General features: G+C 37.2%; 20 protein-coding genes. 11 read left to right on the top strand and 9 right to left on the bottom strand.

Annotated features, from left to right (window positions below):
* The first annotated feature begins 21 nt into the window (after positions 1-21).
* From AC3RVG_RS14405 to hemL, 3 genes are all read left to right on the top strand, one after another.
* Positions 22-945: a 1-aminocyclopropane-1-carboxylate deaminase/D-cysteine desulfhydrase gene (locus tag AC3RVG_RS14405; protein WP_489692169.1), complete on the top strand. Its 924-nt coding sequence runs from the start codon at positions 22-24 to the stop codon at positions 943-945.
* Position 946: 1 nt separating this feature from the next.
* Entirely contained in the window at positions 947-1783 is an 837-nt protein-coding gene (locus tag AC3RVG_RS14400) for a glucosaminidase domain-containing protein (RefSeq protein WP_489692168.1), read from the top strand.
* A gap of 87 nt (positions 1784-1870) precedes the next feature.
* Entirely contained in the window at positions 1871-3160 is a 1290-nt protein-coding gene (gene hemL, locus AC3RVG_RS14395) for a glutamate-1-semialdehyde 2,1-aminomutase (RefSeq protein ID WP_489692167.1), read from the top strand.
* 117 nt (positions 3161-3277) lie between these two features.
* Here hemL and AC3RVG_RS14390 read toward each other — a convergent pair whose 3' ends face one another.
* The 4 genes from AC3RVG_RS14390 to lysS form a co-directional block, all read right to left on the bottom strand.
* Entirely contained in the window at positions 3278-3625 is a 348-nt protein-coding gene (locus AC3RVG_RS14390; protein WP_489692166.1) for a hypothetical protein, read from the bottom strand.
* Between the two features lie 92 nt (positions 3626-3717).
* Positions 3718-4146 carry a DUF4890 domain-containing protein gene (locus tag AC3RVG_RS14385; RefSeq protein ID WP_489692165.1) on the bottom strand — a complete coding sequence of 143 codons (429 nt, stop codon included), beginning with the start codon at positions 4144-4146 and terminating at the stop codon, positions 3718-3720.
* Positions 4147-4459: 313 nt separating this feature from the next.
* Positions 4460-6577, bottom strand: coding sequence for a T9SS type A sorting domain-containing protein (locus AC3RVG_RS14380; protein ID WP_489692164.1), 2118 nt, complete (start codon positions 6575-6577; stop codon positions 4460-4462).
* 181 nt (positions 6578-6758) lie between these two features.
* Positions 6759-8450 carry a lysine--tRNA ligase gene (gene lysS, locus AC3RVG_RS14375; protein WP_489692163.1) on the bottom strand — a complete coding sequence of 564 codons (1692 nt, stop codon included), beginning with the start codon at positions 8448-8450 and terminating at the stop codon, positions 6759-6761.
* A 209-nt stretch (positions 8451-8659) separates the two neighbouring features.
* On the opposite strand from lysS, the gene AC3RVG_RS14370 reads away from it, so the two are divergent.
* The 3 genes from AC3RVG_RS14370 to AC3RVG_RS14360 all read left to right on the top strand — a co-directional run bounded on the left by AC3RVG_RS14370 (position 8660) and on the right by AC3RVG_RS14360 (position 10196).
* Complete coding sequence (locus tag AC3RVG_RS14370; protein WP_489692162.1) at positions 8660-8818, top strand: YqaE/Pmp3 family membrane protein; 159 nt, start codon at positions 8660-8662, stop codon at positions 8816-8818.
* Between the two features lie 3 nt (positions 8819-8821).
* A complete protein-coding gene (locus AC3RVG_RS14365; RefSeq protein WP_489692161.1) occupies positions 8822-9565 on the top strand; it encodes a hypothetical protein in 744 nt (247 codons plus the stop codon).
* A 94-nt stretch (positions 9566-9659) separates the two neighbouring features.
* A complete protein-coding gene (locus tag AC3RVG_RS14360; RefSeq protein ID WP_489692160.1) occupies positions 9660-10196 on the top strand; it encodes a hypothetical protein in 537 nt (178 codons plus the stop codon).
* Between the two features lie 344 nt (positions 10197-10540).
* On the opposite strand, the gene AC3RVG_RS14355 is transcribed toward AC3RVG_RS14360, so the two are convergent.
* A complete protein-coding gene (locus tag AC3RVG_RS14355; protein ID WP_489692159.1) occupies positions 10541-12787 on the bottom strand; it encodes a zinc-dependent metalloprotease in 2247 nt (748 codons plus the stop codon).
* Positions 12788-12968: 181 nt separating this feature from the next.
* Here AC3RVG_RS14355 and lipB point away from each other — a divergent pair, with 181 nt between their 5' ends.
* On the top strand, positions 12969-13682 hold the full coding sequence (gene lipB, locus AC3RVG_RS14350) for a lipoyl(octanoyl) transferase LipB (RefSeq protein ID WP_489692158.1): 714 nt from the start codon (positions 12969-12971) through the stop codon (positions 13680-13682).
* Positions 13683-13715: 33 nt separating this feature from the next.
* Here lipB and AC3RVG_RS14345 read toward each other — a convergent pair whose 3' ends face one another.
* Together AC3RVG_RS14345 and AC3RVG_RS14340 are read right to left on the bottom strand one after the other, a co-directional pair.
* Complete coding sequence (locus AC3RVG_RS14345) at positions 13716-14405, bottom strand: TapB family protein (RefSeq protein ID WP_489692157.1); 690 nt, start codon at positions 14403-14405, stop codon at positions 13716-13718.
* A gap of 167 nt (positions 14406-14572) precedes the next feature.
* A complete protein-coding gene (locus AC3RVG_RS14340; protein ID WP_489692156.1) occupies positions 14573-17020 on the bottom strand; it encodes a hypothetical protein in 2448 nt (815 codons plus the stop codon).
* Between the two features lie 192 nt (positions 17021-17212).
* On the opposite strand from AC3RVG_RS14340, the gene AC3RVG_RS14335 reads away from it, so the two are divergent.
* The gene (locus tag AC3RVG_RS14335; protein WP_489692155.1) at positions 17213-17443 is read left to right on the top strand and encodes a hypothetical protein; all 231 of its coding nucleotides are present in this window, start codon (positions 17213-17215) and stop codon (positions 17441-17443) included.
* Positions 17437-17730 carry a type II toxin-antitoxin system RelE/ParE family toxin gene (locus tag AC3RVG_RS14330; RefSeq protein ID WP_489692154.1) on the top strand — a complete coding sequence of 98 codons (294 nt, stop codon included), beginning with the start codon at positions 17437-17439 and terminating at the stop codon, positions 17728-17730. Before AC3RVG_RS14335 ends, AC3RVG_RS14330 begins: the two co-directional genes overlap by 7 nt.
* A gap of 33 nt (positions 17731-17763) precedes the next feature.
* On the opposite strand, the gene rnhB is transcribed toward AC3RVG_RS14330, so the two are convergent.
* Positions 17764-18375: a ribonuclease HII gene (gene rnhB / locus AC3RVG_RS14325; protein ID WP_489692153.1), complete on the bottom strand. Its 612-nt coding sequence runs from the start codon at positions 18373-18375 to the stop codon at positions 17764-17766.
* Positions 18376-18499: 124 nt separating this feature from the next.
* Here rnhB and AC3RVG_RS14320 point away from each other — a divergent pair, with 124 nt between their 5' ends.
* Complete coding sequence (locus AC3RVG_RS14320) at positions 18500-20386, top strand: putative porin (RefSeq protein WP_489692152.1); 1887 nt, start codon at positions 18500-18502, stop codon at positions 20384-20386.
* Between the two features lie 76 nt (positions 20387-20462).
* On the opposite strand, the gene AC3RVG_RS14315 is transcribed toward AC3RVG_RS14320, so the two are convergent.
* Entirely contained in the window at positions 20463-21605 is a 1143-nt protein-coding gene (locus AC3RVG_RS14315; RefSeq protein WP_489692151.1) for an acyl-CoA dehydrogenase, read from the bottom strand.
* Positions 21606-21851: 246 nt separating this feature from the next.
* On the opposite strand from AC3RVG_RS14315, the gene AC3RVG_RS14310 reads away from it, so the two are divergent.
* Complete coding sequence (locus tag AC3RVG_RS14310) at positions 21852-22919, top strand: anhydro-N-acetylmuramic acid kinase (RefSeq protein ID WP_489692150.1); 1068 nt, start codon at positions 21852-21854, stop codon at positions 22917-22919.
* Positions 22920-22936 lie beyond the last annotated feature (17 nt).

The raw sequence follows: 22936 nt of genomic DNA, 5'->3' as shown, positions 1-22936 counted from the left end.
ATTTGTCAATATCTTTGTTCAATGGAAAACCTTTCGCTGGCAAAACCCATTCCTATTGTTGAAATAGATCTCTCTCTTTTCAATATAACGGGTTATAAATTATTTATAAAACGAGAAGATTTATTGCACCCGTTTGTTTCGGGGAATAAATTTAGAAAGCTAAAATACAATCTCCAAGCTGCCCAAGAACAGGGGCAGAATACACTTCTTACTTTTGGCGGTGCTTATTCAAATCATATTGCAGCTGTTGCGGCTGCCGGAAAAAAGATGAGTTTTAAAACCATCGGGATTATTCGAGGGGAAGAATTAGAAAGCAAGATTGCAGAAAACCCGACGCTTACTTTTGCAAAGGAATGTGGGATGCAGTTGCATTTTGTTTCTCGGGAAGAATATAGGCTGAAAGAGGAGCTTGAATTTATAGCTGAGTTAAAAAATCAATTTGGAAATTTTTATTTGTTGCCAGAAGGTGGAACTAACGCGTTGGCAGTAAAAGGATGCGAAGAAATTTTAGGCGAAGATAATTTTTCGGCAGATTATATATGTGTTCCTGTAGGTACTGGGGGTACGATGGCTGGTTTGGTAAAAGCTTCAAATGAAAATCAACATGTTTTAGGTTTTTCAGCTTTAAAAGGAACTTTTCAATCTTCCGAAATATCAAAATATACTTCGAAATTTAATTTTGAAATCACCGATTCCTATTGTTTTGGTGGGTATGGCAAAATAGATTCAGAATTGGTTCGTTTTATAAATGAGTTCAAGAAAAAAACGGCTATTCCATTAGATCCTGTCTATACCGGAAAAATGATGTACGGTATTATGGATCTACTAAAAAAGGGGTATTTCAAAGAAAATAGCTGTATTTTTGCCGTTCATACGGGCGGTTTGCAAGGCATAGCAGGTATGAACCAAAAATTGAAAAAGAAAAACCTACCTATAATTGAATAATATGATTGGCAGATTAACTTTCCTACTTATTGTATGTATTATTTGTTTTGGCAGTTGCAAATCGAAAAAAACGGCTTCAAAATATAAAAAGAAACCCAACACCGAGCGTGTTGTTCGCACAAATCCATCTGTTAAGGAGAACAATACCAAAGCAGAAGAACCTCGCGTGGTTGATGTGCCAGTAAATATTCCGTACAGTGAACGTGTAGCTAACTACATTAACGAATATAGCGGTATAGCCATGGAAGAAATGCTGCAATACGGTATTCCAGCCAGCATAACGCTTGCCCAAGGTATTTTGGAAAGTGGCGCTGGTGCGGGCGAACTTACGATGAAGGCTAATAACCATTTCGGTATAAAATGTCATACCGGTTGGGAAGGCGATAGTGTTTATCACGACGATGATGAACGCGGAGAGTGTTTCAGAAAATACAACGATCCTAAATATTCTTATCGCGATCACTCCTTGTTTTTAACGCAACGTAGTCGTTATCAAGATTTATTCAAATTGCGCAAAGACGATTATAAAGGTTGGGCGCATGGGCTTCGCAAAGCGGGTTATGCAACGGACCCCAAGTATCCGGAAAAACTTATAAGCCTTGTAGAAAGATACAGATTAGATCAATACGACAATCAGGTTTTAGGCAAGAGAGTAAGAAATGTAGATCCTGATGATTCCAAAATTGCTACTTACGCAGTCCAAGCTGGCGATACACTATATAGTATTTCGAGAAAATTTAATCTTACTGTGGAAAACCTAAAACAATACAACGGATTAAAAAATAATGATTTGTCTATTGGTCAGGTTTTGTATCTGCATTCTCTAAAAAATCAGTAAAAAAGAAAGTTGCATTTGCAGTTTTCAGTTTGAATATTTCTTCAACAGCAATTAAATAATATTATTACGAATTCTTCAATTATTACCATGAAATACCAAAGAAGCAGTGCTCTTTTTCAAGAGGCGTTAAAAGTTATTCCCGGAGGCGTAAATTCGCCTGTACGTGCTTTTAAAGCCGTAGGTGGGGATCCTATTTTTGTAGAAAAAGCGAAAGGCGCATATATTTACGACGTTGATGGCAACAAACTAATAGACTATATAAATTCTTGGGGCCCAATGATTCTTGGCCATGCTTTTGAGCCTGTTGTAAACGCGGTAATTGAGAAGGCGAAAAAAGGAACTTCTTTCGGGATGCCCACAGAAATTGAGACTGATATAGCGGCGCTTGCCGTTTCCATGGTTCCGAATATTGATAAAATCCGTTTTGTAAATAGCGGTACCGAAGCTTGTATGAGTGCTGTTCGTTTAGCACGTGGTTTTTCGGGGAAAGATAAAATTATAAAATTTGCAGGCTGCTACCACGGGCATAGCGATTCCTTCCTTATTCAGGCAGGAAGTGGCGCCGTTACTTTCGGATCACCAAATAGTCCTGGTGTAACTGAAGGAACCGCGAAGGATACGCTGCTGGCAACTTATAATGATTTGGACAATGTGGCAGAAGTTATTGCTGCAAACAAAAACGAAATAGCCTGTATTATTTTAGAACCTGTTGCGGGAAATATGGGTTGCATTCCACCTGCCGAAGGATTTTTAGAAGGCTTGCGAAAACTTTGCGATGACAACGATATTCTTTTAATTTTTGATGAGGTAATGACTGGTTTCAGACTTGCTGCTGGTGGAGTTCAAGAATTATTTGGGGTGAAAGCCGATATAGTAACTTTTGGAAAAGTAATTGGTGGCGGATTGCCTGTTGGTGCATTTGCTGCAAGAGAAGAAATTATGAATCAACTAGCGCCCCTTGGTCCTGTTTATCAGGCGGGAACATTGAGCGGAAATCCTCTGGCAATGGCTGCAGGATTGGCGATGTTAAAAGAATTAAACGAAAATCGAGCGATTTTTGATTCTATCAATAAAAAGACCGAATATCTGCATAAAGGTTTAGACGCGGCGCTTACTTCAGAAAATGTAAAGTTCACTATTAACAGACTGGGATCTATGATTTCGATACATTTTTCTGAAATGCCCGTAACCGATTTTGCTTCGGCAGCTCATGCGAATAATGAAAATTTCAAAATCTTTTTCCACGGAATGTTGGACGAAGGAATCTATATTGCGCCAAGTGCTTTTGAAACTTGGTTTATCTGCGATGCGCTGAGTTATGAAGACTTAGACGCTACTATTGCAGCATGTGGAAAGGTTGCTAAAAACTTGAAATAAAAGTTAACTACTAAGCACAGGAAGTTGGCAAATAGTGTCACAAATATTTTTTGATATTCCAAAAAAAAGACCCTTTCTAAACTTAGAAAGGGTCTTGGAATTACTAATAATCAATCACTAATTATTCATTTTTACCCATTGGGTGTATTGATCTGCCGTTAAGGTTTTTTTCATTGTTTCCTTCAGAGAAGAATCGAATTTATCCTTATTGGCTTTAACGGTTGCATCTTTTACATCTTTACCGTCAATGTGCTTTTGATAGTTTACTTCTTTTGCTACGTAAGCTCTAAAGATAGCACGACTTTGATCACCGTTTAAATTTAATGCATCAGTCAATTTTGCAGTTTCTGTCTTGGCAATTACTTCTGGTCTGCTTTTGTCCTGCGACAACTGCTGAGCCGAGATTGTTTGAACTCCCAAAAGCATGGTTACTGCAAATGCGAATACTGTTAGTAGGTTTTTCATTTTAGTTGTTTTTAAATTTAAAGTTACTAATGTAACCAATTTGATTATAACTAAAACAATAATTGCGCCATAAAATATAATTGGAGTCTTTATTACTTATCTCCGCGCTTCTCCATTCTATTTTTGTTGCTAGAACGATGCTGTTTATGACCTTGGCTTTTGTCCCATTTAGTGTATTGTTCCTCTGTAAGGATTTCTTTCATTGCCTTCTTCATTGCGATGCGTCTGTCTAGCATAGCCGCTTTTGCCTCAAACTTTTGCGTGTCTGTCATTTCTTTTCTGTTTTCAGAACGCTCGGGTTTATTTTTCTGCATTTCGAGTAGCACTTGGTTCACTTTAGTTTGTTGCGCTTCGTTTAAACCTAAATCTAGCGTCATTTTTTTAGCGTGCAATTCAGCTTTTTGTTCTGGAGTAAAATTTTCTTTTTGCTCACTACGTTGCTCTTTTCTATCAGAATTTTTATTCTGTGCGGTAATAGCGAAAGTGGTAAGCGCCATAAAAATTATCATTACTTTTTTCATCTGTTTATTTTTTAAGGTTTTACATAACTATGACGCTCATATTTGAAATAAGTTTAATTACAATCAATTTTATAGATAATTATTGAAGAGTAGTCTTAACTCATTCAAAAGAGGAGTTCTCTAAAAGGAATTTTTTAAGGTTTGTAAAATTCAATAGTTTTATACGACTATAATACTACTACTCATGTTTACTTGCGATGATGCGAGACCACTTATGCCAAGAAGTAGGAAAAAACATGGGCAGTAGATTTTTTAAAAAAAATGAGCCGCATTTCTGCGGCTCATTTCAATTTAATATAAAATTATATACTACTTATTTTACAACGAAGCGTAACACTTTGTCATAATCATTAAATTTCAAGATATACACACCGAATGAAAGATCGTCAATGTTGATGCTGTTGTTAGTTGCATCTACATATTGTTCTTTTACTCTCTGGCCAAGCATATTGTAGATAGCTACATTGTATTCTTGTGTTAAGTTTGATAATGAAATAGTCTGATCGGCAGGGTTTGGATAAAGTGCCACACCGAAAAATTCATTGTCATTAACTCCTGCAGTAACACAAGGCGCTGGTGCAGTACCTGCGTTATTGTCGTCATAATCACAATCAGCAGAATCAGAAAACTCAGCAGAAAGTTGAATTGCGGTACCATCAGAGGCAAACACAACGCCTACAAACGTATGCGATGTAGTTAAACCTGATGTAGATACTGAAGCCGTTCCGTCTCCCGTTAAATCTAAAGTTCCGGTTGCTGGAGGATTTATGAAAGTTACTGTAACATCTGCTGTAAAGAAATCATCACTACCATCTGTAGGAGTGCCATTATCGTTACAAGGAGAAATGTTAGTTGTTTCTATTTCTGAAATGTCGCAAGCATTTGGATCGCAAACGTAGTTTGGTAATACGTAGCCACGTGCTGTAAACCTGTCTGTGAAAGCATCTATCTCTGCACAGCTATAGTTCATATCTATAGCAGCTTGCCTTACAGCAATAGCAGCGTTTTGTTGATTCGTGTTGCTGTTGGTCATTCCTAGACCTTCCCAAACTGCAGCATCCATTTTTTCTCTTCCAATAATTTCCCAGATTTCAAGTAAAACAGTTGCCCAAATTTGTCCATCTGTATGGATTGATCCGGTAAGTCCACCTGGATACATAGCTCCATAATTAGTTGCGCGGCCACCCCAAAATGGGTTGTGTCCGTCCCAGCCAAATACCCAAAAATATTGTGGGTCTGTAATATCCCAAAAACCTGTACTTCTTTTATAGCTATTTGCCCAGTAGTCACCAGTTCCTTCACTTAAACCATTTACTTGGCTAAGATTTCCGTTGGTTATGAAATCGTGAAGACCATGACCCAATTCGTGAAGTACTACGTCCATATCTTCAGCATCATCAACACCACCTTCGCCAAACTGAAGGCTTCCGGCACTGTAAAAAGAATTATCTGCGCCATTGGCACCGTGTGGATCATAACGAACCACTCCGCCATTGTAAAGCGAAACTAAAGGAATTCCTAAATCATCATTGATGTAACGGAAACTTTTATCAATATGGTGATAGCAGTTTGCAGCTTCAAAACCCTGTTGGTCTCTAGTGAAGCTAAAATCTGAAGTTGTCTGTAAAAATAAACCTGTAGACGGAGAGCCTAATTCTGCTATTTCAGTATATGGTCCTCTTAATCTGTAGTTTGTTCCGTCAAAATCAATATCTAATAAAGTTACTGCGGTTCTTGCAGCATCAAGATCTGCGTTGGTTGCGTCGTTATTATCAGAATAGTTTCCGCCATAATTGCTTCCTGTTTTGGTAAGTGGGTCTGGATCAAAAACCATTGCTGTACCAGTAGCCAAGGTTGTTGGTTTTACTGGATGTTTTGTGTCATCCCCACCATTTCTTTTATGGTAAATCGCAATATCTTGTGTGCTTAAAACAGCACCTGTTACAGCATCTACGATAGTTTCCCAATTCCCCATTCGGAATTCAGACATTGTAGTTACCCTGTAAACCAATTTGCTGTCGCCTAATTTTTTATAGACGTAAAGTTTCACCTCCTTTTGAGAAATATATCCCTCAATACTTAAAGCGGTTTTTGCTGTATTTAAAGCATCTTCTTCTGAAATTGAAGGGGTTGTGCTAATTGTTTCAACAGCACTATCAAAAGTACTTGCGTGATAAGTTACTTGGTTCTTGTTTGAAACGTGAACTGCTACTGAAGAATCAAAAACTTCTACACCGTTTACAGTATGTTGAAAGCGAAATGTTTCACCAGAAGGACCTGCGTGGCTGTTTGTTAAGGCAAAACTTTGGTTCGTTTTGTTGATTGGCATATTGTTATCCAGCCAAGTTTGGGCAACAGTTTCTTTGCTGTTCTGAGCAAAGAAAACCTGCGTAAATAACAATAATAGCGAAATGAATAATAGTCTTTTCATAAAAAATGTCTGTTTAGAAAATGTGAATAGATTCCCAAATGTAATTGTAAAGATTTATATTTCAAAGGGTTTTGAAATAAAGTAATTTCAATTCTATTTAAAATGTACTGCAGAATGCCATAAAAAAAAGGAAACTACATTGCTGCAATTTCCCATTTTTTAGGCGAAGTGATACTATTTTCTATAACATAGAAACCATCAAATTATCTTCTGTTTTTTCAACTTTTGCTACTTTAGATGCTGTCAAACCTTTTATGGCTTTATCCCACTTTTTGTTGCTCAAGCCACTTTGCGCTTTAAGATCTTCCAAGGCAACTGGCGAGGTGGTTTTTAAGACTGCAAATACGGCTTTTTCGTCCTCGCTCATTTCTGGCCTCTTCTTTTCTGGGCGCATTTGAGGAAAGAAAAGTACTTCTTGAATAGAGGGATTGTTAGTCAAAAACATAACTAAACGGTCCATTCCAATACCCATACCGCTAGTAGGCGGCATGCCGTATTCTAAAGCGCGTAAAAAGTCGTAATCTATAAATGCAGTTGCTTCGTCGTCGCCTCTATCTGCTAGTTTTAATTGTGCTTCAAAACGCTCGCGCTGGTCTATAGGGTCGTTCAATTCACTATATGCATTTGCAATTTCCTTACCGCAAACCATCAATTCAAAACGTTCTGTAAGTTCAGGATTGTCGCGGTGTTCTTTACACAACGGGCTCATTTCCTTTGGGTAATCTGTAATAAATGTTGGCTGAATGTAATTGCCTTCACACTTTTCGCCAAAAATTTCATCAATCAATTTTCCTTTCCCCATCGTTTCGTCCACCGGAACTTTCATATCGAGCGCCGCTTTTCGGATTTCATCTTCTGTTTTGCCAGTTATGTCGAAACCGGTGAAGTTCAGGATTGCTTCCGCCATTGTTACTCGTGGGTATGGCGCTTTAAAATCTATTTCGTGTTTTCCGAAAGTCGCTTTGGAAGTACCATTTACTTCAATTGCACAGAATTCCAGCAATTGTTCGCAGAAATCCATCATCCAATTATAGTCTTTATAGGAAACGTAAATTTCCATAGCGGTAAATTCTGGGTTGTGGGTGCGGTCCATCCCTTCGTTTCGGAAGTTTTTGGAAAATTCATACACACCGTCAAAACCACCGACGATTAATCTTTTTAGATACAATTCATTTGCAATTCGCATATAAAGCGGAATGTCTAACGAGTTGTGGTGAGTGGTGAAAGGTCGCGCTGCTGCTCCACCCGGAATAGGTTGCAAAACAGGGGTTTCTACTTCAAAATAACCGCGATCGTTAAAAAAGCTTCGCATGGCATTAAAAAGCTTTGTGCGCTTTACAAAAATTTCTTTTACGTGTGGGTTTACCACCAAATCTGCGTAGCGCTGGCGATACCGTTGTTCGGGGTCTGTAAAAGCATCGTGTACTTTTCCATCTGCGTCTACACGTGGTTGTGGCAAAGGTTTTAAGGCTTTGCTGAGAAGTGTAAATTTCTTCACCATTACCGTTTTTTCGCCTACTTGCGTGTTGAATAATTCGCCTTCAATTCCTATAAAATCGCCAATATCGAGCAATTTTTTATACACTTCATTATAAAGGGTTTTATCTTCACCCGTACAAATTTCGTCGCGGTTAAAATATACTTGAATGCGGCCGTCAGCATCCTGAAGTTCAGCAAAAGAAGCTTTTCCTTGAATTCGTCGTGACATTAGTCTTCCGGCAATTACTACTTTTTTTCCTTCTTCAAAATTATCCTTTATCTTTTTAGAAGTATCGCTTACGGGATAAAGATCTGCGGGATAGGGATTAATGCCCATATTGCGCAGTTGTTGTAGTTTTTCTCTTCGGATGATTTCCAGTTCGGACAGTTGCATATATTCGGTATAAAAATAAGTTTGCAAAGATAGGGAAATGATGTGCGAAATACGAAGTGTGAAATGCGAAATACGAAGTTTTGAATAAAGGGAGGCAAGCGGAAAGAAAAAAGAGAAAAGATGTTTTAGCTGCGAAAGAATTACGGATAGGCTATTAACAAATTATTGAAGCGCACAAATAAAGAATATAAATCGTAGCTTTGTTTTCTATGAGTATATGGAGAGTGCTGTTGTCAATTCTTTTTCCGCCATTAGCTGTTATAGACAAAGGCTGCGGATCGGTTATAATTGTTTTTATACTTACCGTTCTTGGGTGGATTCCTGGTGTGATTGCCGCACTTATTATTATAAATAACCCTAATAAATAGACTATGCAATTAAAATTACTCTTTGTTTTTGCTTTGACATTTACTTTGGTGAGTTGCCAATTTTCTGAAACAATGGTTATGAATGCTGATGGCAGCGGACAAATAACTGTTGAAGTTAATTTAAACGAAATGATGGCCTTTGGTGGTGCTGCAATGATGGATTCTGCAGTAGTAAAAATGGACACCATTATTAGTATGAAAGAATTTTTAGAAGAAAAAAGGGATAGTATTTCCACGCTTTCGGCAGTAGAACAACAGAAACTAAAGAAGCTAGAAAATTTTAATTTTCATATAAAAATGAATTCTGAAACTTCTGAAATGATTTATGCTATTTCAACCAATTTCAAAAATGTAGGGGAAGCTAACGATATGCTAAACGGATTGGAGCAAGCTGCAAATTTGATGCCTGGCGACAAAACCGAAGCGATGAAAACAACTAAAGAAGAAGGCTCGCAGGAATTAATTGGCGTGAATTACATCTTTAAAAACGGGGTTTTTAAGCGTGATGCGTATATAAAAGATAAAAAAATGCATCAACAACAAGTAGATAGCATGCAACAGGCTGCAGCTTTTATGGGTGGCTCTAATTATACCTTGAATTATACTTTTCCGAAGAAAATTAAGAAAACGTCGAATGCTGACGCTACCTTTTCCGCAGATAAAAAAACAGTAATTTTACAAAAATCATTTATGGAATATTTCAAAAATCCGGATGTGTTAGATTTGCAAGTAGAATTAGAAAATTAAGATTTTAGCTTTTAGCTGCTGAAATACGGATGCCTTTAGGAAAAACGAATTACTAATTATTGAATGATATTAACCAATCACAAATTAATATAATATGAAAGCACTATACTTTTTAATTCCACTATTTATGGTCAATGCCTGTAAAACACAGACGGGAACTGTAGTTACATCAGAAAATACAAATATGGCACAACTAGAAAATAATGTTGCAGGTTGCCCAGAAGAAGGAACTTGTACGGTAGTACTGCATAAAAATAAAAGCTTTGTTGTTAAAGAAGATGGCACAGGCGCTGTGTATCCAGAAATGGTGGCTAGCGAAAATATGGTTGTAGAATACACTTACTTAAAGAAGGGGCCAGAGGGTACCGCAGATGGAAATTATTCTGAAACAATACATTTTGAAATACCAGCATCTACAAATTCCATAAATAAAGAAAATGCTTCATTAAGTGATGTAAAATTACTCTATGGAAAACATTGTTATTGCAAAGGCGAAGCAGGCTATTACCCAATAACCGATGGAAAGTTAGTAGTTAAAAAATCTGATCAGTCAGTGTCATTCGACCTAAAGTTTAAAGTTGGTAAAACTTCGCAAGTGGTTACGCATATTAAGGAAACGGTGAAGCTTTAGCAATAAAGGGAGTCAAGAATCACGACGGACTAAAAGTTTGTTGAAGACATTCTATACTTCATAAATTAGAATACAAAAAGAGGCGTTCAAATTTTGAACGCCTCTTTCTGTATAGGTAAATGATTTCTTTCTTATAGCTTTCAAATAAAGCTTAACTACACCTATTCTTCCCTTTTAAGAGCGGGAGAAATAACTATACGCAGCTATTAAACGATATTGAGAGATATTCAATAGAATATCTCAAAGTGAACTGTTTGGTTGAAAATAGCGTAAAAAAAGAAAGAGAAAAGAACAGGATATAAACCCTGTCTTTTCTCTTTACTCAATATGCAATTTTCTGTAAATTAGTTTTTCACAATCTTCTTAGTAGTTACTTTGTTGCCATTTTTCACAACAAGGAAATACATTCCACTTTCAATATAATTGTACTCTAATTGTTTGTTGAAAGTACTTGAAGCAGAAACCCCATCAAAAGTATATTGATTGATCGCTCTTCCTCTTAAATCGTAAAGAGAGATTTCAATTTTATCGTTTGATGCTGGTTTGAAAGTAAGGTTAAATGTTCCATTTGATGGATTCGGGTAAACCGAGAAATTATCAAATGCAAAGTCTTCAACACTAACTACACCATCTACAGTAATAACAGCATTGTTAAGATCGTAAAAAATGTTGTTAGATGAAATAACCATCAATCTACCTGTGGTTGTATTAACGTTTGGTACATTAACCATAGCACTTCCTGTGTTAGGAACGTTTAACGCTACTGAAACTGGGTAAGTCTGACCGTTATCTGTTGAAAACCAAATATCCACGTTAGGGCTATCTACAGGAGCTACGTCAGTTCCGGCTACATCCCACGTAATTGTTTCAGTGTTTCCGATTGTCCAGGTAGTAGCTGTATTTTGTGAAGTAACCACAAATGGGCCTGAAATTCCATCAACTGTTACCGACATATTATCGCTAGCAGTAGCAGATCCACCCGCAACATTGTCGCGAACGGTATATCTGAAATTCATATTTCTTCCAACAGCAGGAACTACTTCCCAAGTACTTTGTGTGTTTCCGGCAAGCACAGTTGCAATTGCTGGCATATATCTATCAGGAGAAGCACTAGGGTCTAAAGTTCTAAAAGCTGGTCCAGTTGTAGATGTATTTGCCGGTGGCATTGGTGCAACTTGTGGGTTCATTTGTTCCCAGCAGTGAGATAATACATTTCCACCATCTGGATCAGATGCAGTACCTTTTAAAATAAAAGGAGTTGACTTTGGAATAGTGTAATTAGCTCCAGCATCTGCTACAGGAGGTAGGTTGTTAGTAGGCGTTTGCACTGCACATTGTCCAGCACCATTTTTAATGTGATTCCATATTTCTTGTATGCTTATAGCCGTAAAATAGTCATCACTGTTGTTTTGTACGTTTGGAGGACAAATTCCTGCATAACCCATAATAGAAGAAGCACTTCCAGGTTCTACAGCAGTAGAACCGTTTCTGTTATTTCCACAAGAGTTGTTAAAAGTATGGTTTGCACCAAATTGGTGACCCATTTCGTGAGCTACATAATCAATAAAGAAAATATCGCCTCTTGGTTGAGTTAAACCAGTAACCCCTCTTGCTTTTTGTCCAGTAACGCATGGTACACGAAGACCAGCAATACCACCACCACCAGTACTAAATACGTGGCCAATATCATAATCAGCATTACCAATAAGAGCGTCGCATGTAGCTTGGTTTTGAGCCAACATAGCACCTCCGTTATTATTAGTGTAAGGATCGGTGTTAGCATCAAGGAAAATAATATCTGTATTGTTTGCAACAATAACCATAGTTAAAGAAGCATCTCTTTCATAAACTCCGTTCACACGTGTCATTGCAACGTTCATTGCAGAAAGTACAGCAGCTTTCTTTACTGCATCTGTTGCTCCTGGATCTATTCCTTGATCGTTAAGGTGAAATTGTGAATATTCCCCAGTAGATGCTAAAGCAAGTCTAAAAGTTCTAAGTATGCCGTCATCTGCATTTCTGTTATTTGCAGGCATATCCATAATTTCAGTCTCTACAGTCAAACATGCGGGGGCGTCAAGATTAGCAGGAACACTATTGATGTTATAAACTATGTAATTATTTCTATCCTGAGTATAAGGATCTATGTAAACAGTAGAATAGTTTACAGATGAAATCATAACATGAACTCCTACGCTAGAAACACTAAAACGAGCAATAGCAGAGCCATCCTCTATACCTTGCGCAACGTATGAACGTATGTTTGGGTGTTGTGCCTGAAGCGCTGGCTCCATTATAGAAGCTTCATAAACTCTGAAACGTTGTATTTCACCGTTATTTGTAGGCAACTCTATAATTACGTTTGACTGCCCACTAAATCTTTGTGGAGCGCTAAGCAATTGGCTTTTTAAAGCTGAAGTATTCAGTGAAAATAGGTTAAAGTCTTGCGGTATAGCATTGCGCAAGGCTTTTTGTCGGTTTTGCAACTCTGTGGGAGAAACTTTTGTCCACAGCGCGCTCTGAGCTTGTAGTCCGAAGCTTAAAAGCAAAAGACATACAATCAGAAATGGTTTTAAAGTACTTTTTTTCATTTGTATTGTAGTTTTTATGAATGTTTAGAACCGTAAATATAATACCCTTTAAGGAATTTAGTAAATATTTAAGATGTTAACTTTAATATATATTGCAAAATATTTCAAAAAAGCACAAAATTTATAGAACTCAATATTTTTAATCAATAGCTTTGTAGCGCCAAATAAAATCGGCATTGTATTGAATAAAAATTTGCAAATAACGGACCTCGGGCTTAGAGATTACAAAGAGATTTGGGAATATCAAGAAGCGCTATTCCAAGGCATTCTACAGATAAAAAGTAACAACAAAAAAGAAGCACTGCTGCAGGAAACGCCCAACTACTTTTTATTTGTTGAGCATCCACACGTATATACACTCGGAAAAAGCGGGCATGTTGAAAATTTGCTTATTTCAGAAGAAAAGCTAAAAGATATAAATGCTACTTTTTATAAAATAAACCGAGGTGGCGATATAACCTATCACGGTCCAGGGCAGATAGTGGGCTACCCTATTTTAGATTTGGAAAACTTCTTTACCGACATTCACAAGTATTTGCGATTATTAGAAGAAATGATTATCCTAACCCTCGCTGAATACGGATTAAAAGCAGAACGCAGCAAAGGCGAAACAGGCGTATGGCTAGATGTGGGCACTCCCTTTGCTAGAAAAATTTGCGCAATGGGCGTTCGCGCAAGCCGTTGGGTAACTATGCACGGTTTTGCCTTAAACGTAAATACCAATTTAGGTTATTTTGACAATATGATTCCCTGCGGAATAAAAGACAAAGCTGTTACTTCTTTAAATGTGGAGTTGGGTAAAGTTGAAATTTCTACGGAAGAAGTAAAAGCAAAATTAACAAAGCATTTTCTCGAACTTTTTGAAGCTGAAATAAATGAAAAAACCGAAGCTTAAGCCTCGGTTTTTGAAATTTGAACTTGTATCCTTTTATTCTGAAAACATAGTAAGAACAGTGCTAGAGGTAACCTTCCCTTTTTTATAATCTTCTTGTTTTACCATGCCCACGCCTTCTGCAATCCATTGTTTTGAGTTGCTAGTTTGGGTCATTCCCAACTTGGTACTCATGTCATAAGTTATTACAAAACAATTAAATGTACCGGCAGGGGTAGTTACATTTTCTTGGCCAATAACTTCTCTATTTGTAATTGTAACATCCATATTCATGTTTATACCGCTCATGCTAATTTTCATATTCATTTCGGCATCCGGAAGTTTCTGACCCACAGAAAGATTGTTTGGAATTTCTAAATCAATTCCGCTTATTTCATAATCCATGTTTTTAAATTGCTCCATCATCATTGGGCTAAACATCGAATTGTAGTCTATCGAGATTTTTGAACCGTCGCAGGTAACATTGTATTCAGTTTCGGCTATTAGTTTTCCTTTATCATCTTTTACAGAAGATTGCATAGTTGCAACTTCCCCTTCAGCAGTCTTCGTTTTGCTTAAAACTGTATAAGATACAACTGCTGCTATTTTTCCTTTTTTATCGTAAGATGTTATCTCAGCTTTAGTGCCTTCCTTAAACGGATAGAATTTGCTGCAACTAGATTGTGCGTTTGCCACAGGTAATACTATTGCTACTAGCAATACCGAAATGATTAATGATTTTATCATAATTATTGGTTTTAAGTTATCAAACTATCTTGTCCCAAGGCGATGTTCTAAATACAATGCATCTCTTTGTAAATAAAGAAATTACTTTACAATTTAAATTTACAAAAATTCTTCGAACTAATGTGGAAATTGTTCTGCTAGTGAATTAATATGCAGGTCGTTACGGATTAATTGATGTTATAAAAAACCACATTATTGGCTTCTCCTTTAACAACCAGACCTGTAGAACTGCCTTCGGCCATTGCTGCTGCAGAGGTTCCGTACACTGGAAAACCGTTTAAAGGGTCTCCATTTTTATCAAAAACATATACCTTTTTCTCTTGGGTTTCGGTAATGGTAACGTATGTTTTTCTATTAATATTGAAAAGCTGAGGTTTAGAATAAAGACCTAAAGGTAGTTCGGCTAATTTTCCGTTAATGCGTAAAAGGTTATCGTCCAGCGTTACTTTTGTACTTCCCAGGATTGTAAACCAATACGTACTGCCTACATCGAGTTTTAGCGATGAAATTTTTCCATCCTGCGAAATGCGCTCTTTAGTATTCTCTTTCGTAATTATCACAAAAGTGTCATCTTCATCTACAATTGGAATTTCAGAGAATTTGAAGTTTTTTGAAACCGTAATCCGCGATTTACCCACGCGACTTAAAATGTTGAGTTTGCCGTTTTCTTCAGCAATAAGTATGTAATCTTTATTGCCCATTCTTAGGTGTACCGGCGATTGTGCAATTGAGCTCTTCGCTTTATTGAAGCCAAAACCTTTAACCGTTTTACCGTTTTTATCGTACATTAAAACTTCTTTGTCTTGTACAATTACAAAGCGATAGTTTCGGTTGTTATCGTAATCAAAAACCGAGAGTGGTTGTGTAATTTTATCTTTAAATTTTATAGGAAATCCGCTCGCATCCTTTCCGTTTCGGTCCAAAATATAGAAAGCATCTTTAGTGGCAAAAGCTATCTTTTTGCTGCCAGAAATTTCAACTTCCTCTACTTTTCCTAAAATAGCCGACTCGAGTTTTTTGGTCCAAAGAATTTTCCCACTTTCCGAAATAAAATAGAGGGTATTACTCATATCCTGCGCCACCACTTTAATACCTCCGTTATTGGTTTCTATTAATTGTGGATTGCCTAATATGCTGCTTTCAAGTTTTATGTTGAATTTTTCCGAAACATTACCCGAAACACTCTTTGCAGAGGCGCCAGCTTCTTTGCAGCTTAGGGTTACGTGCGCAAAATTTCTATCGAAACTAAATTGAAGGACTGCCAGCGGAAATTTATCCAACGAAACATTTTTAATATCCGCTCTACTTTTCGAATTGAAAAAACCAGCGATAGTTTCAGAAAATTCGCCCTGCATTTTAAAAATTAATAGCGAAGACGCAGAGCTTAAACCTTTCGCAGTATTTTCAAAATACGAAGTGTTTTTTAAAGTTGCATTGTTTTGAAACGAACCTATTAATTGTTCGGCAGCGTTTTCAGTTTCGGTAAAAACGAAGAAATTGTCAAGTTGAAAAACGTAGTTTGCCTTTTCAGAATTAATAATTGGCGAAAATGTTTTTTGAAACAATTGCGGCTCACTGAAGCTGCTTATTTCAACTTCGCGAAACATGCTTTTTGAAGTTACAAAACGCGCCAAAGCATCGTTTGTTAAAGAGGCATCAATACTTTTTATAAAAATGGCGGTTTCATTATTAAGCTGAATACTTCCAACTTCACTTACAGATCCGAAAATTCCCGTTGTTTTGTCGGCTACTTTTTCACCTCTAAAAGTGCGTAAATTATTCTGAAAAGTTTCAGCATCGTTAAATGTAAAACTCAAAGCACCCAAAGCATCTGTGGGTACCAAAGCCGAAACATCGTTCTGCTGCGGCACTTGGTCTTTAAAAACGCTAAGTAATTGCGGAATGCTGTCTGTGGCGAGTGTAATTCCCGTAGCGGTAAAAGACTCGGGGGCAATAGCAACGTCCAAAACGCTCCACGAAGTAAAATCTATTTTGGTAGAATCGTTTATAACAATTTTGTTTCCGCGCATTAAAGCCGTTAGACCATTTGCAGAGGGCAGATTAAAGACTTTTTTGAAAGTTGCGTCGCGTTCGGTTTTTCCTTTTAGAATGTTTTGCAAAAGTTGTTGCGAAGACGATAATACAAACACGCTGTCGATAATTGCAGAGTAACTAATCTCTTTGTCAATCGTAATTCTCTGAAATGATTGGTCGTCAAACGTTAGCGTTTCAATGGTTTTATTTTTTATGGAATCTGATAGGAAAAGGTTCTTAGTGTGTTTTGAAATAAAAGTATATGCCGAAACGGAATCATTGATTTCATTAATACACAAAAGACTTTGCGAAGTGGGATGCAAGTTTTTAAGCAGCGACATTCTTTCGGTAAAAAAGGAATAGGGTGCAGTTTTTTCGAATTTGGAAAGCAACGAATTGGCTTTAATATCCGCCTGTAGATTTTCTAGATTTGAAATCTTAAAAACCATTGCAGCATTTTCGGGAACGAAATCCATTAAAGTGCCGGTTTTTTGAGGAGTGTTGTCGCAGCTTCCCAAAACTCCGAAAAGAATAGCAACCAAAAGTAAAAGCGTAACTGTTTTTCCTTGAATTTTTCCCATAAAACAAAAATAGCATGGAATAATGATGGTTCAATGCATTGTAGGAAATGTTTATTGACGGGTTTTCAACAGTCCCCCTCCGCCTTTGGCACCTCCCCCTGAAAAAGGGGGAGGAAAATTCTTGTCTCAAAAGAACAAGATGTTTTTAAGAATTGATTTTTCAGTATATTTATAAAATTAAAGCTGCTTATTATGAATCTGACAGACGATAAAAAATGGATACAAAAGGAGTTGGAATCTGTAACAGATCCAGCCTTTTTAGAAATTATCAAAAACATGTTAGAATACAGAAAGAAAATCTCTGAATCTGAACGCATAAGTATTGAGCAATATAATAAGGAAATTGACGAGGCCGTGGCAGCTATTGAAAGAGGTGAATTTTACACCCAAGCAGAAGTCAAAAAAATTGTGGAAAGTTGGTAAGAGTTGTTTGGCAGAAAAGAGCCCTTGCTCAGTTAAGAAAGATATTTGAATATATCCGTGAGGATTCATTAGAGTCTGCAAGAAAAGTGACAAATAGTATTCTTGACACTGCTGAAAGTCTGGGTGATAATCCTGAAAAATTCCCGCCAGATAAATACAAACTAAATAATGATGGTTCGTTTCGTGCTTTTGAAATATCCAGCTATCGCATTGCCTACCAAACTACTTCAAAAGAAATAAGGATTTTAAGAGTGCGACATATTCGAAGGGAGCCTTTGGAATTTTAAATTCAAAATTTTCAAGAATAATTTTTTCTCCATTTAGGATTTAAGTTTGCCTTCAATTGCCGGGTTTTCTGGGAGTAATCTAAAACTCTTTCGATGAAAAATAGTACTGCCGTGGTTGCGAATGGCTTCGCGGTGCTGTTTAGTGGGGTAGCCTTTATTTTGTTTCCAATTGTACTGCGGAAAATCGTTGTGAAGCGCAGTCATATATTCATCGCGATATGTTTTTGCTAAAATGGAAGCTGCGGCAATATGCAGAAATTTTCCATCGCCTTTTACAACACATTCAAAAGGTGTTTTTCCGAAAGGTTTAAAACGATTGCCGTCAATGGCAATAAATTGTGGAATGGACGTAAGCCCTTTTATGGCGCGGTGCATTCCTAAAATGGAGGCGTTTAGAATATTTATTTTGTCAATTTCATCCATCATTACGTGGACCACTTTAAAACAAATGGCTTCCCGTTCAATAATCACTTTTAACTCCAAACGTTTTTTTTCTGAAAGCTGTTTGCTATCGGTCAAAAAAGGGTGTTGAAAATTATCGGGAAGAATCACCGCGGCGGCGGTAACAGGGCCAGCCAGACAACCGCGACCTGCTTCGTCTGTACCGCATTCTAGTAAATTGGGATTGATTTTTAGCTGCAACATTTGCCAAAGTTACTAAGTTATTCAGTTATTGAAAGAGGAAGGTTGAAATGTATTCAATAACCTAAAAACTCAATATCCCTTTCAGCTAAAAAAAATATACCTTTGCCCGAAAGTTATATCACGGATGAAAAAGACACTTTTGCTATTCCTATTGTTTTGTGCCTCGACAACTGTGTTTTCGCAAACTACTCCCGCAAAAAAGGATAAGCCGCCAATTGATTACTACAAAATAATTTCGGCAGCCCGCGATACTACTTTTATAGACACTACGCTTTCTATTGCGAAAAAATACAAATTCAATTATTTAAGAAAAGATAATTTTGAATTGCTTCAGTTTTCAAACGTTGGGCAGACATATAATTCGCTTGCGTATTCTTTTGACAAATTGAATCTGAAACCGCTTTTTGTAGCGCAGTCGCATCATTTCAATTATAAAGAAATTGAGGATGTGAATTACTTCAACGTTCCAACACCTTTAACCGAGCTATATTTCAAAACAGCTTATGCACAGGGGCAGCAATTAGATGCGTTTTTTACAGTAAATACTTCGCCTCAATTTAATTTTTCAGTGGGTTATAAGGGCGTTCGTTCTCTTGGGAACTATCAACATATTTTAACGAGCACGGGTAATTTACTTTTCACTTCAAATTATCATACAAAAAGCAAGCGCTACAGTGCCCGCATACACTTAGCTGCGCAGGATATTTTAAATGAAGAAAACGGTGGATTGACGGACAATTCTTTACAGCTTTTTATAAACGATGATCCCGAATTTAGTGATCGTGGAAGACTTGATGTTAACTTTGAAAATGCCGAAAACAAACTGGAAGGGCTTCGTTTTTATGCCGATCATTATTACGAATTACTAAGCACTCGCGACAGTACGGGGTATTCCGTATTAACGATTGGGAATGTTTTGAGTTATGAAGATAAGTTTTTTAGATACAACCAAACTGCACCTTTTTCGGCATATGGGCCATCTTACGAAACTGCGAATTTGTTCACGAAAACAAAACTGGAAGATTTTAATGTAAAAGCATACGCAGATTTTAATAATTCGCTTATCGGAAAAATTACGGCTTGGGCAGGTTACAATGATTTTAATTACGGATATGATTCGGTTTTAATTTTAGATGACGAACGTATTCCCAACAGAATTAAAGGAAATATTATTGAAGCTGGCGCGGCATACGAAAAAGAATATAGAGGCTTTAAACTTAGTGGAAAAGGAGCCATAAATGTTGCCGGCGATTTTGATGGAAATTATTTGCAGGGCGCAGCATCGTACGATTTAAACGAAGATTACAATGCAAGAGCATCGCTAACAATACATTCTGTAGCGCCCAATTTTAACTTTCTTTTGTACCAAAGTGATTACCAAAATTACAATTGGAAAAACGAGTTAAACAATATAAAAACTCAGGAATTAAACTTTGAAATTAATACTAAGAAATTCGGGAATGCATCTGTTAGTTATACTGGAATTGACGATTATACGTACTTTGGGATAAAGGAAAACGATAGCACGCCATCGCCAATGCAAGCTTCGGAACGAGTTGATTATTTAAAAATAAAAGCTGCAAAAGAATTTAAGTACGGCAATTTCGGATTGGAAAATACGGTGATGTACCAACAAGTTTTAACTGGCGAAAACGTACTTAATGTTCCGCAACTCATTACACGAAATACCCTTTATTTTGAGAATCACTTATTTAAACGTGCATTGTTTTTGCAGACTGGAGTTACTTTTAAATACTTCACCAAATACAATATGAATGGGTATGATCCTGTACTTGCAGAATTTTATGTGCAGAACGATCAGGAATTGGGTGGTTTTCCGTTGGTAGATATTTTCTTTAATGCGAAAATACGGCAGACACGCATTTTCTTGGTTTATGAAAACTTTACTAATTTATTTAGCAGTGGAACAAACGATCATTTTTCAGCACCAGGTTATCCGTATCGCGACGCCGTGTTGCGCTTTGGTTTAGTTTGGGATTTCTTCCTATAAAAAAACCCGTCGCTTGGACGGGTTTAGAATTTTAATGATTACCCCTCGACTGCGCTCGGGGAGACATTTCAAAGTATTAATCTCTCAAAAGTCCTCTTGAAATAACGATTTTCTGAATTTCTGAAGTACCTTCGTAAATCTGTGTAATTTTCGCATCGCGCATAAAGCGTTCTACGTGATATTCTTTAACGAAACCATTTCCACCGTGAACCTGAACTGCTTCCACAGAAACATCCATTGCTACTTGGCTGGCGTATAATTTTGCCATTGCGCCGCTCATATCGTAATCGTTGCCTTGGTCTTTATCCCAAGCTGCTTTCATTACCAAAAGACGCGCAGCTTCAATGCTAGTGTGCATATCTGCAAGTTTAAAAGCGATAGCTTGATGGTTGCAAATTTCTGTTCCAAAAGCTTTGCGAACTTTAGAATATTCTCGTGCAAGATCGTATGCTCCACCGGCAATTCCCAAAGCTTGGGCAGCTATACCAATTCGGCCACCAGCAAGGGTTTTCATTGCGAATTTAAAACCGAATCCGTCTTCGCCAATGCGGTTTTCCTTTGGTACTTTTACGTCGTTGAATATTAAAGAATGCGTATCGCTTCCGCGGATACCCAATTTGTCTTCTTTTGGTCCAATTTCAAATCCTTCCCAGCCTTTTTCAACAATAAAAGCGTTGATTCCTTTGTGTTTTTTTTCTCTATCGGTTTGTGCAATTACTAAATAATAATCTGCAGTTCCACCGTTTGTAATCCAGTTTTTGGTGCCGTTCAGAATGTAATGGTCACCTTTATCTATAGCGGTAGTTTTTTGCGAAGTTGCATCACTACCAGCTTCTGGTTCGCTCAAGCAAAATGCGCCTAATTTCTCGCCAGTTGTAAGTTTTGTTAGGTATTTCTGTTTTTGATCTTCAGAGCCATATTTTTCAAGTCCGAAGCAAACTAATGAATTGTTTACAGAAACGATTACTGAACACGAAGCATCAACTTTGCTGAGCTCTTCCATTACCAAAACGTAACTAGTAGTGTCCATTCCGCCTCCGCCGTATTTTGGATCGACCATCATTCCTAGAAATCCGAGTTCGCCCATTTTCTTAACTTGTTCGGTAGGAAATTTTTGAAGGTTATCGCGTTCTATAACCCCCGGAAGTAATTCGGTGCGGGCAAAATCGCGTGCGGCGTCGCGAATCATTAATTGTTCTTCAGAAAGACTGAAATCCATAAGCTTGAGTTTTGAAAAAATTCGTTTTAGAGAATTGCAAAGGTACTTTAAAATTAAAGCAAAACCCAAATTCCAAATAACAAAGAAGGACCAAACCCCATCCCGATAGTTATCGGGGCCAAAAGGGATGAGAAGGTTTGAAATTTGATGCTGTCATTTTCTTGAAATTTATTTGGAATTTGTTGCGTGTATTTTGGAATTTTTTAAATCTTCTGTGTTATCTTTAAAATAATAACATTTCGAAAATTGGAAAATAACAGTTACCATATTATTGGCGTAATGAGCGGCACTTCGCTAGACGGAATTGATTTGGCAGAAATTATATTTAGCTTATCTGAAAAAAAATGGAATTTCGAAATCCTCGCAGCGGAAACAGTTCCATATTCTACCTTTTGGAAGGACGAATTGCGAGACGCTATCAATAATTCTGAAGAGCAACTAGAGCGACTCGGTTTTAAATACACCGAAAAGCTTTCCGAAGAAATTTCTAAATTCATTAAAAAACACAATATTCAAGAAATTGATGCGGTTTGTAGCCACGGGCACACAATTTTACATCAGCCAGAGAGAGGATTTACGTACCAAATTGGCAATTTGCCACGTATTTCAAAAACACTCGGACAAACGGTGGTTTGCGATTTTCGGGTACAGGATGTTGCCCTCGGCGGACAGGGGGCGCCTTTAGTTCCAATTGGCGATAAATTACTTTTTCCGGAATACGATTATTGCTTGAATTTGGGCGGTTTCGCGAATTGTTCTTTTGAAAAAAATAGAGAAAGAATCGCTTTTGATATTTGTCCTGTGAACATTGTTTTAAACAAGTACGCCGAAAAACTTGGGTTTGATTTTGATGAAAGCGGAAAAATTGCGGTTTCGGGAAAAGTAGATGAAAAGCTACTTCAAAAATTAAATTCGATTTCTTTTTACAATGAAAAACCACCGAAATCTTTGGGATTGGAGTGGGTTAAAGAACAGATATTTCCACTTTTGGATGACTTCAAAATTACTTCCGAAGACATATTGCGCACATTTACGGAGCATATTGCGATGCAACTTGCTAAACAATTTCCATCGAATGCTTCAGTATTTATAACTGGCGGAGGCGTGTATAATTCTTTTTTAATTGAAAGGTTAAAAAACCTCGCAGAGATTAAAGTAATTATTCCTTCCTCAGAAATTGTAGAATATAAAGAAGCGTTGATTTTTGGACTTTTAGGCGTTCTTAAACTTCGAGATGAGGTTAATTGTTTGGCGAGTGTTACTGGGGCTTCAAAGGATCATTCAAGTGGAAAAGTTTACAACTTATATTATTAATAGTAACTTTCGGGCTT

It is taken from the genome of Aequorivita sp. IT1282 (genome assembly GCF_058068205.1).
Note: the sequence above shows the minus strand (reverse complement) of the source record. Positions and strands in the feature narration are given on the sequence as shown.

Excerpts from the sequence above, each read along its gene's own strand:
- AC3RVG_RS14335 (WP_489692155.1), top strand. The coding sequence starts at position 17,213 with ATGAATCTGACAGACGATAAAAAATGGATACAAAAGGAGTTGGAATCT.
- AC3RVG_RS14405 (WP_489692169.1), top strand. The coding sequence starts at position 22 with ATGGAAAACCTTTCGCTGGCAAAACCCATTCCTATTGTTGAAATAGAT.
- AC3RVG_RS14345 (WP_489692157.1), bottom strand. The coding sequence starts at position 14,405 with ATGATAAAATCATTAATCATTTCGGTATTGCTAGTAGCAATAGTATTA.
- AC3RVG_RS14365 (WP_489692161.1), top strand. The coding sequence starts at position 8,822 with ATGCAATTAAAATTACTCTTTGTTTTTGCTTTGACATTTACTTTGGTG.
- rnhB (WP_489692153.1), bottom strand. The coding sequence starts at position 18,375 with ATGTTGCAGCTAAAAATCAATCCCAATTTACTAGAATGCGGTACAGAC.
- AC3RVG_RS14390 (WP_489692166.1), bottom strand. The coding sequence starts at position 3,625 with ATGAAAAACCTACTAACAGTATTCGCATTTGCAGTAACCATGCTTTTG.
- AC3RVG_RS14370 (WP_489692162.1), top strand. The coding sequence starts at position 8,660 with ATGAGTATATGGAGAGTGCTGTTGTCAATTCTTTTTCCGCCATTAGCT.
- AC3RVG_RS14385 (WP_489692165.1), bottom strand. The coding sequence starts at position 4,146 with ATGAAAAAAGTAATGATAATTTTTATGGCGCTTACCACTTTCGCTATT.
- AC3RVG_RS14355 (WP_489692159.1), bottom strand. The coding sequence starts at position 12,787 with ATGAAAAAAAGTACTTTAAAACCATTTCTGATTGTATGTCTTTTGCTT.
- AC3RVG_RS14315 (WP_489692151.1), bottom strand. The coding sequence starts at position 21,605 with ATGGATTTCAGTCTTTCTGAAGAACAATTAATGATTCGCGACGCCGCA.
- lysS (WP_489692163.1), bottom strand. The coding sequence starts at position 8,450 with ATGCAACTGTCCGAACTGGAAATCATCCGAAGAGAAAAACTACAACAA.
- AC3RVG_RS14400 (WP_489692168.1), top strand. The coding sequence starts at position 947 with ATGATTGGCAGATTAACTTTCCTACTTATTGTATGTATTATTTGTTTT.
- AC3RVG_RS14380 (WP_489692164.1), bottom strand. The coding sequence starts at position 6,577 with ATGAAAAGACTATTATTCATTTCGCTATTATTGTTATTTACGCAGGTT.
- AC3RVG_RS14320 (WP_489692152.1), top strand. The coding sequence starts at position 18,500 with ATGAAAAAGACACTTTTGCTATTCCTATTGTTTTGTGCCTCGACAACT.
- AC3RVG_RS14360 (WP_489692160.1), top strand. The coding sequence starts at position 9,660 with ATGAAAGCACTATACTTTTTAATTCCACTATTTATGGTCAATGCCTGT.
- hemL (WP_489692167.1), top strand. The coding sequence starts at position 1,871 with ATGAAATACCAAAGAAGCAGTGCTCTTTTTCAAGAGGCGTTAAAAGTT.
- AC3RVG_RS14340 (WP_489692156.1), bottom strand. The coding sequence starts at position 17,020 with ATGGGAAAAATTCAAGGAAAAACAGTTACGCTTTTACTTTTGGTTGCT.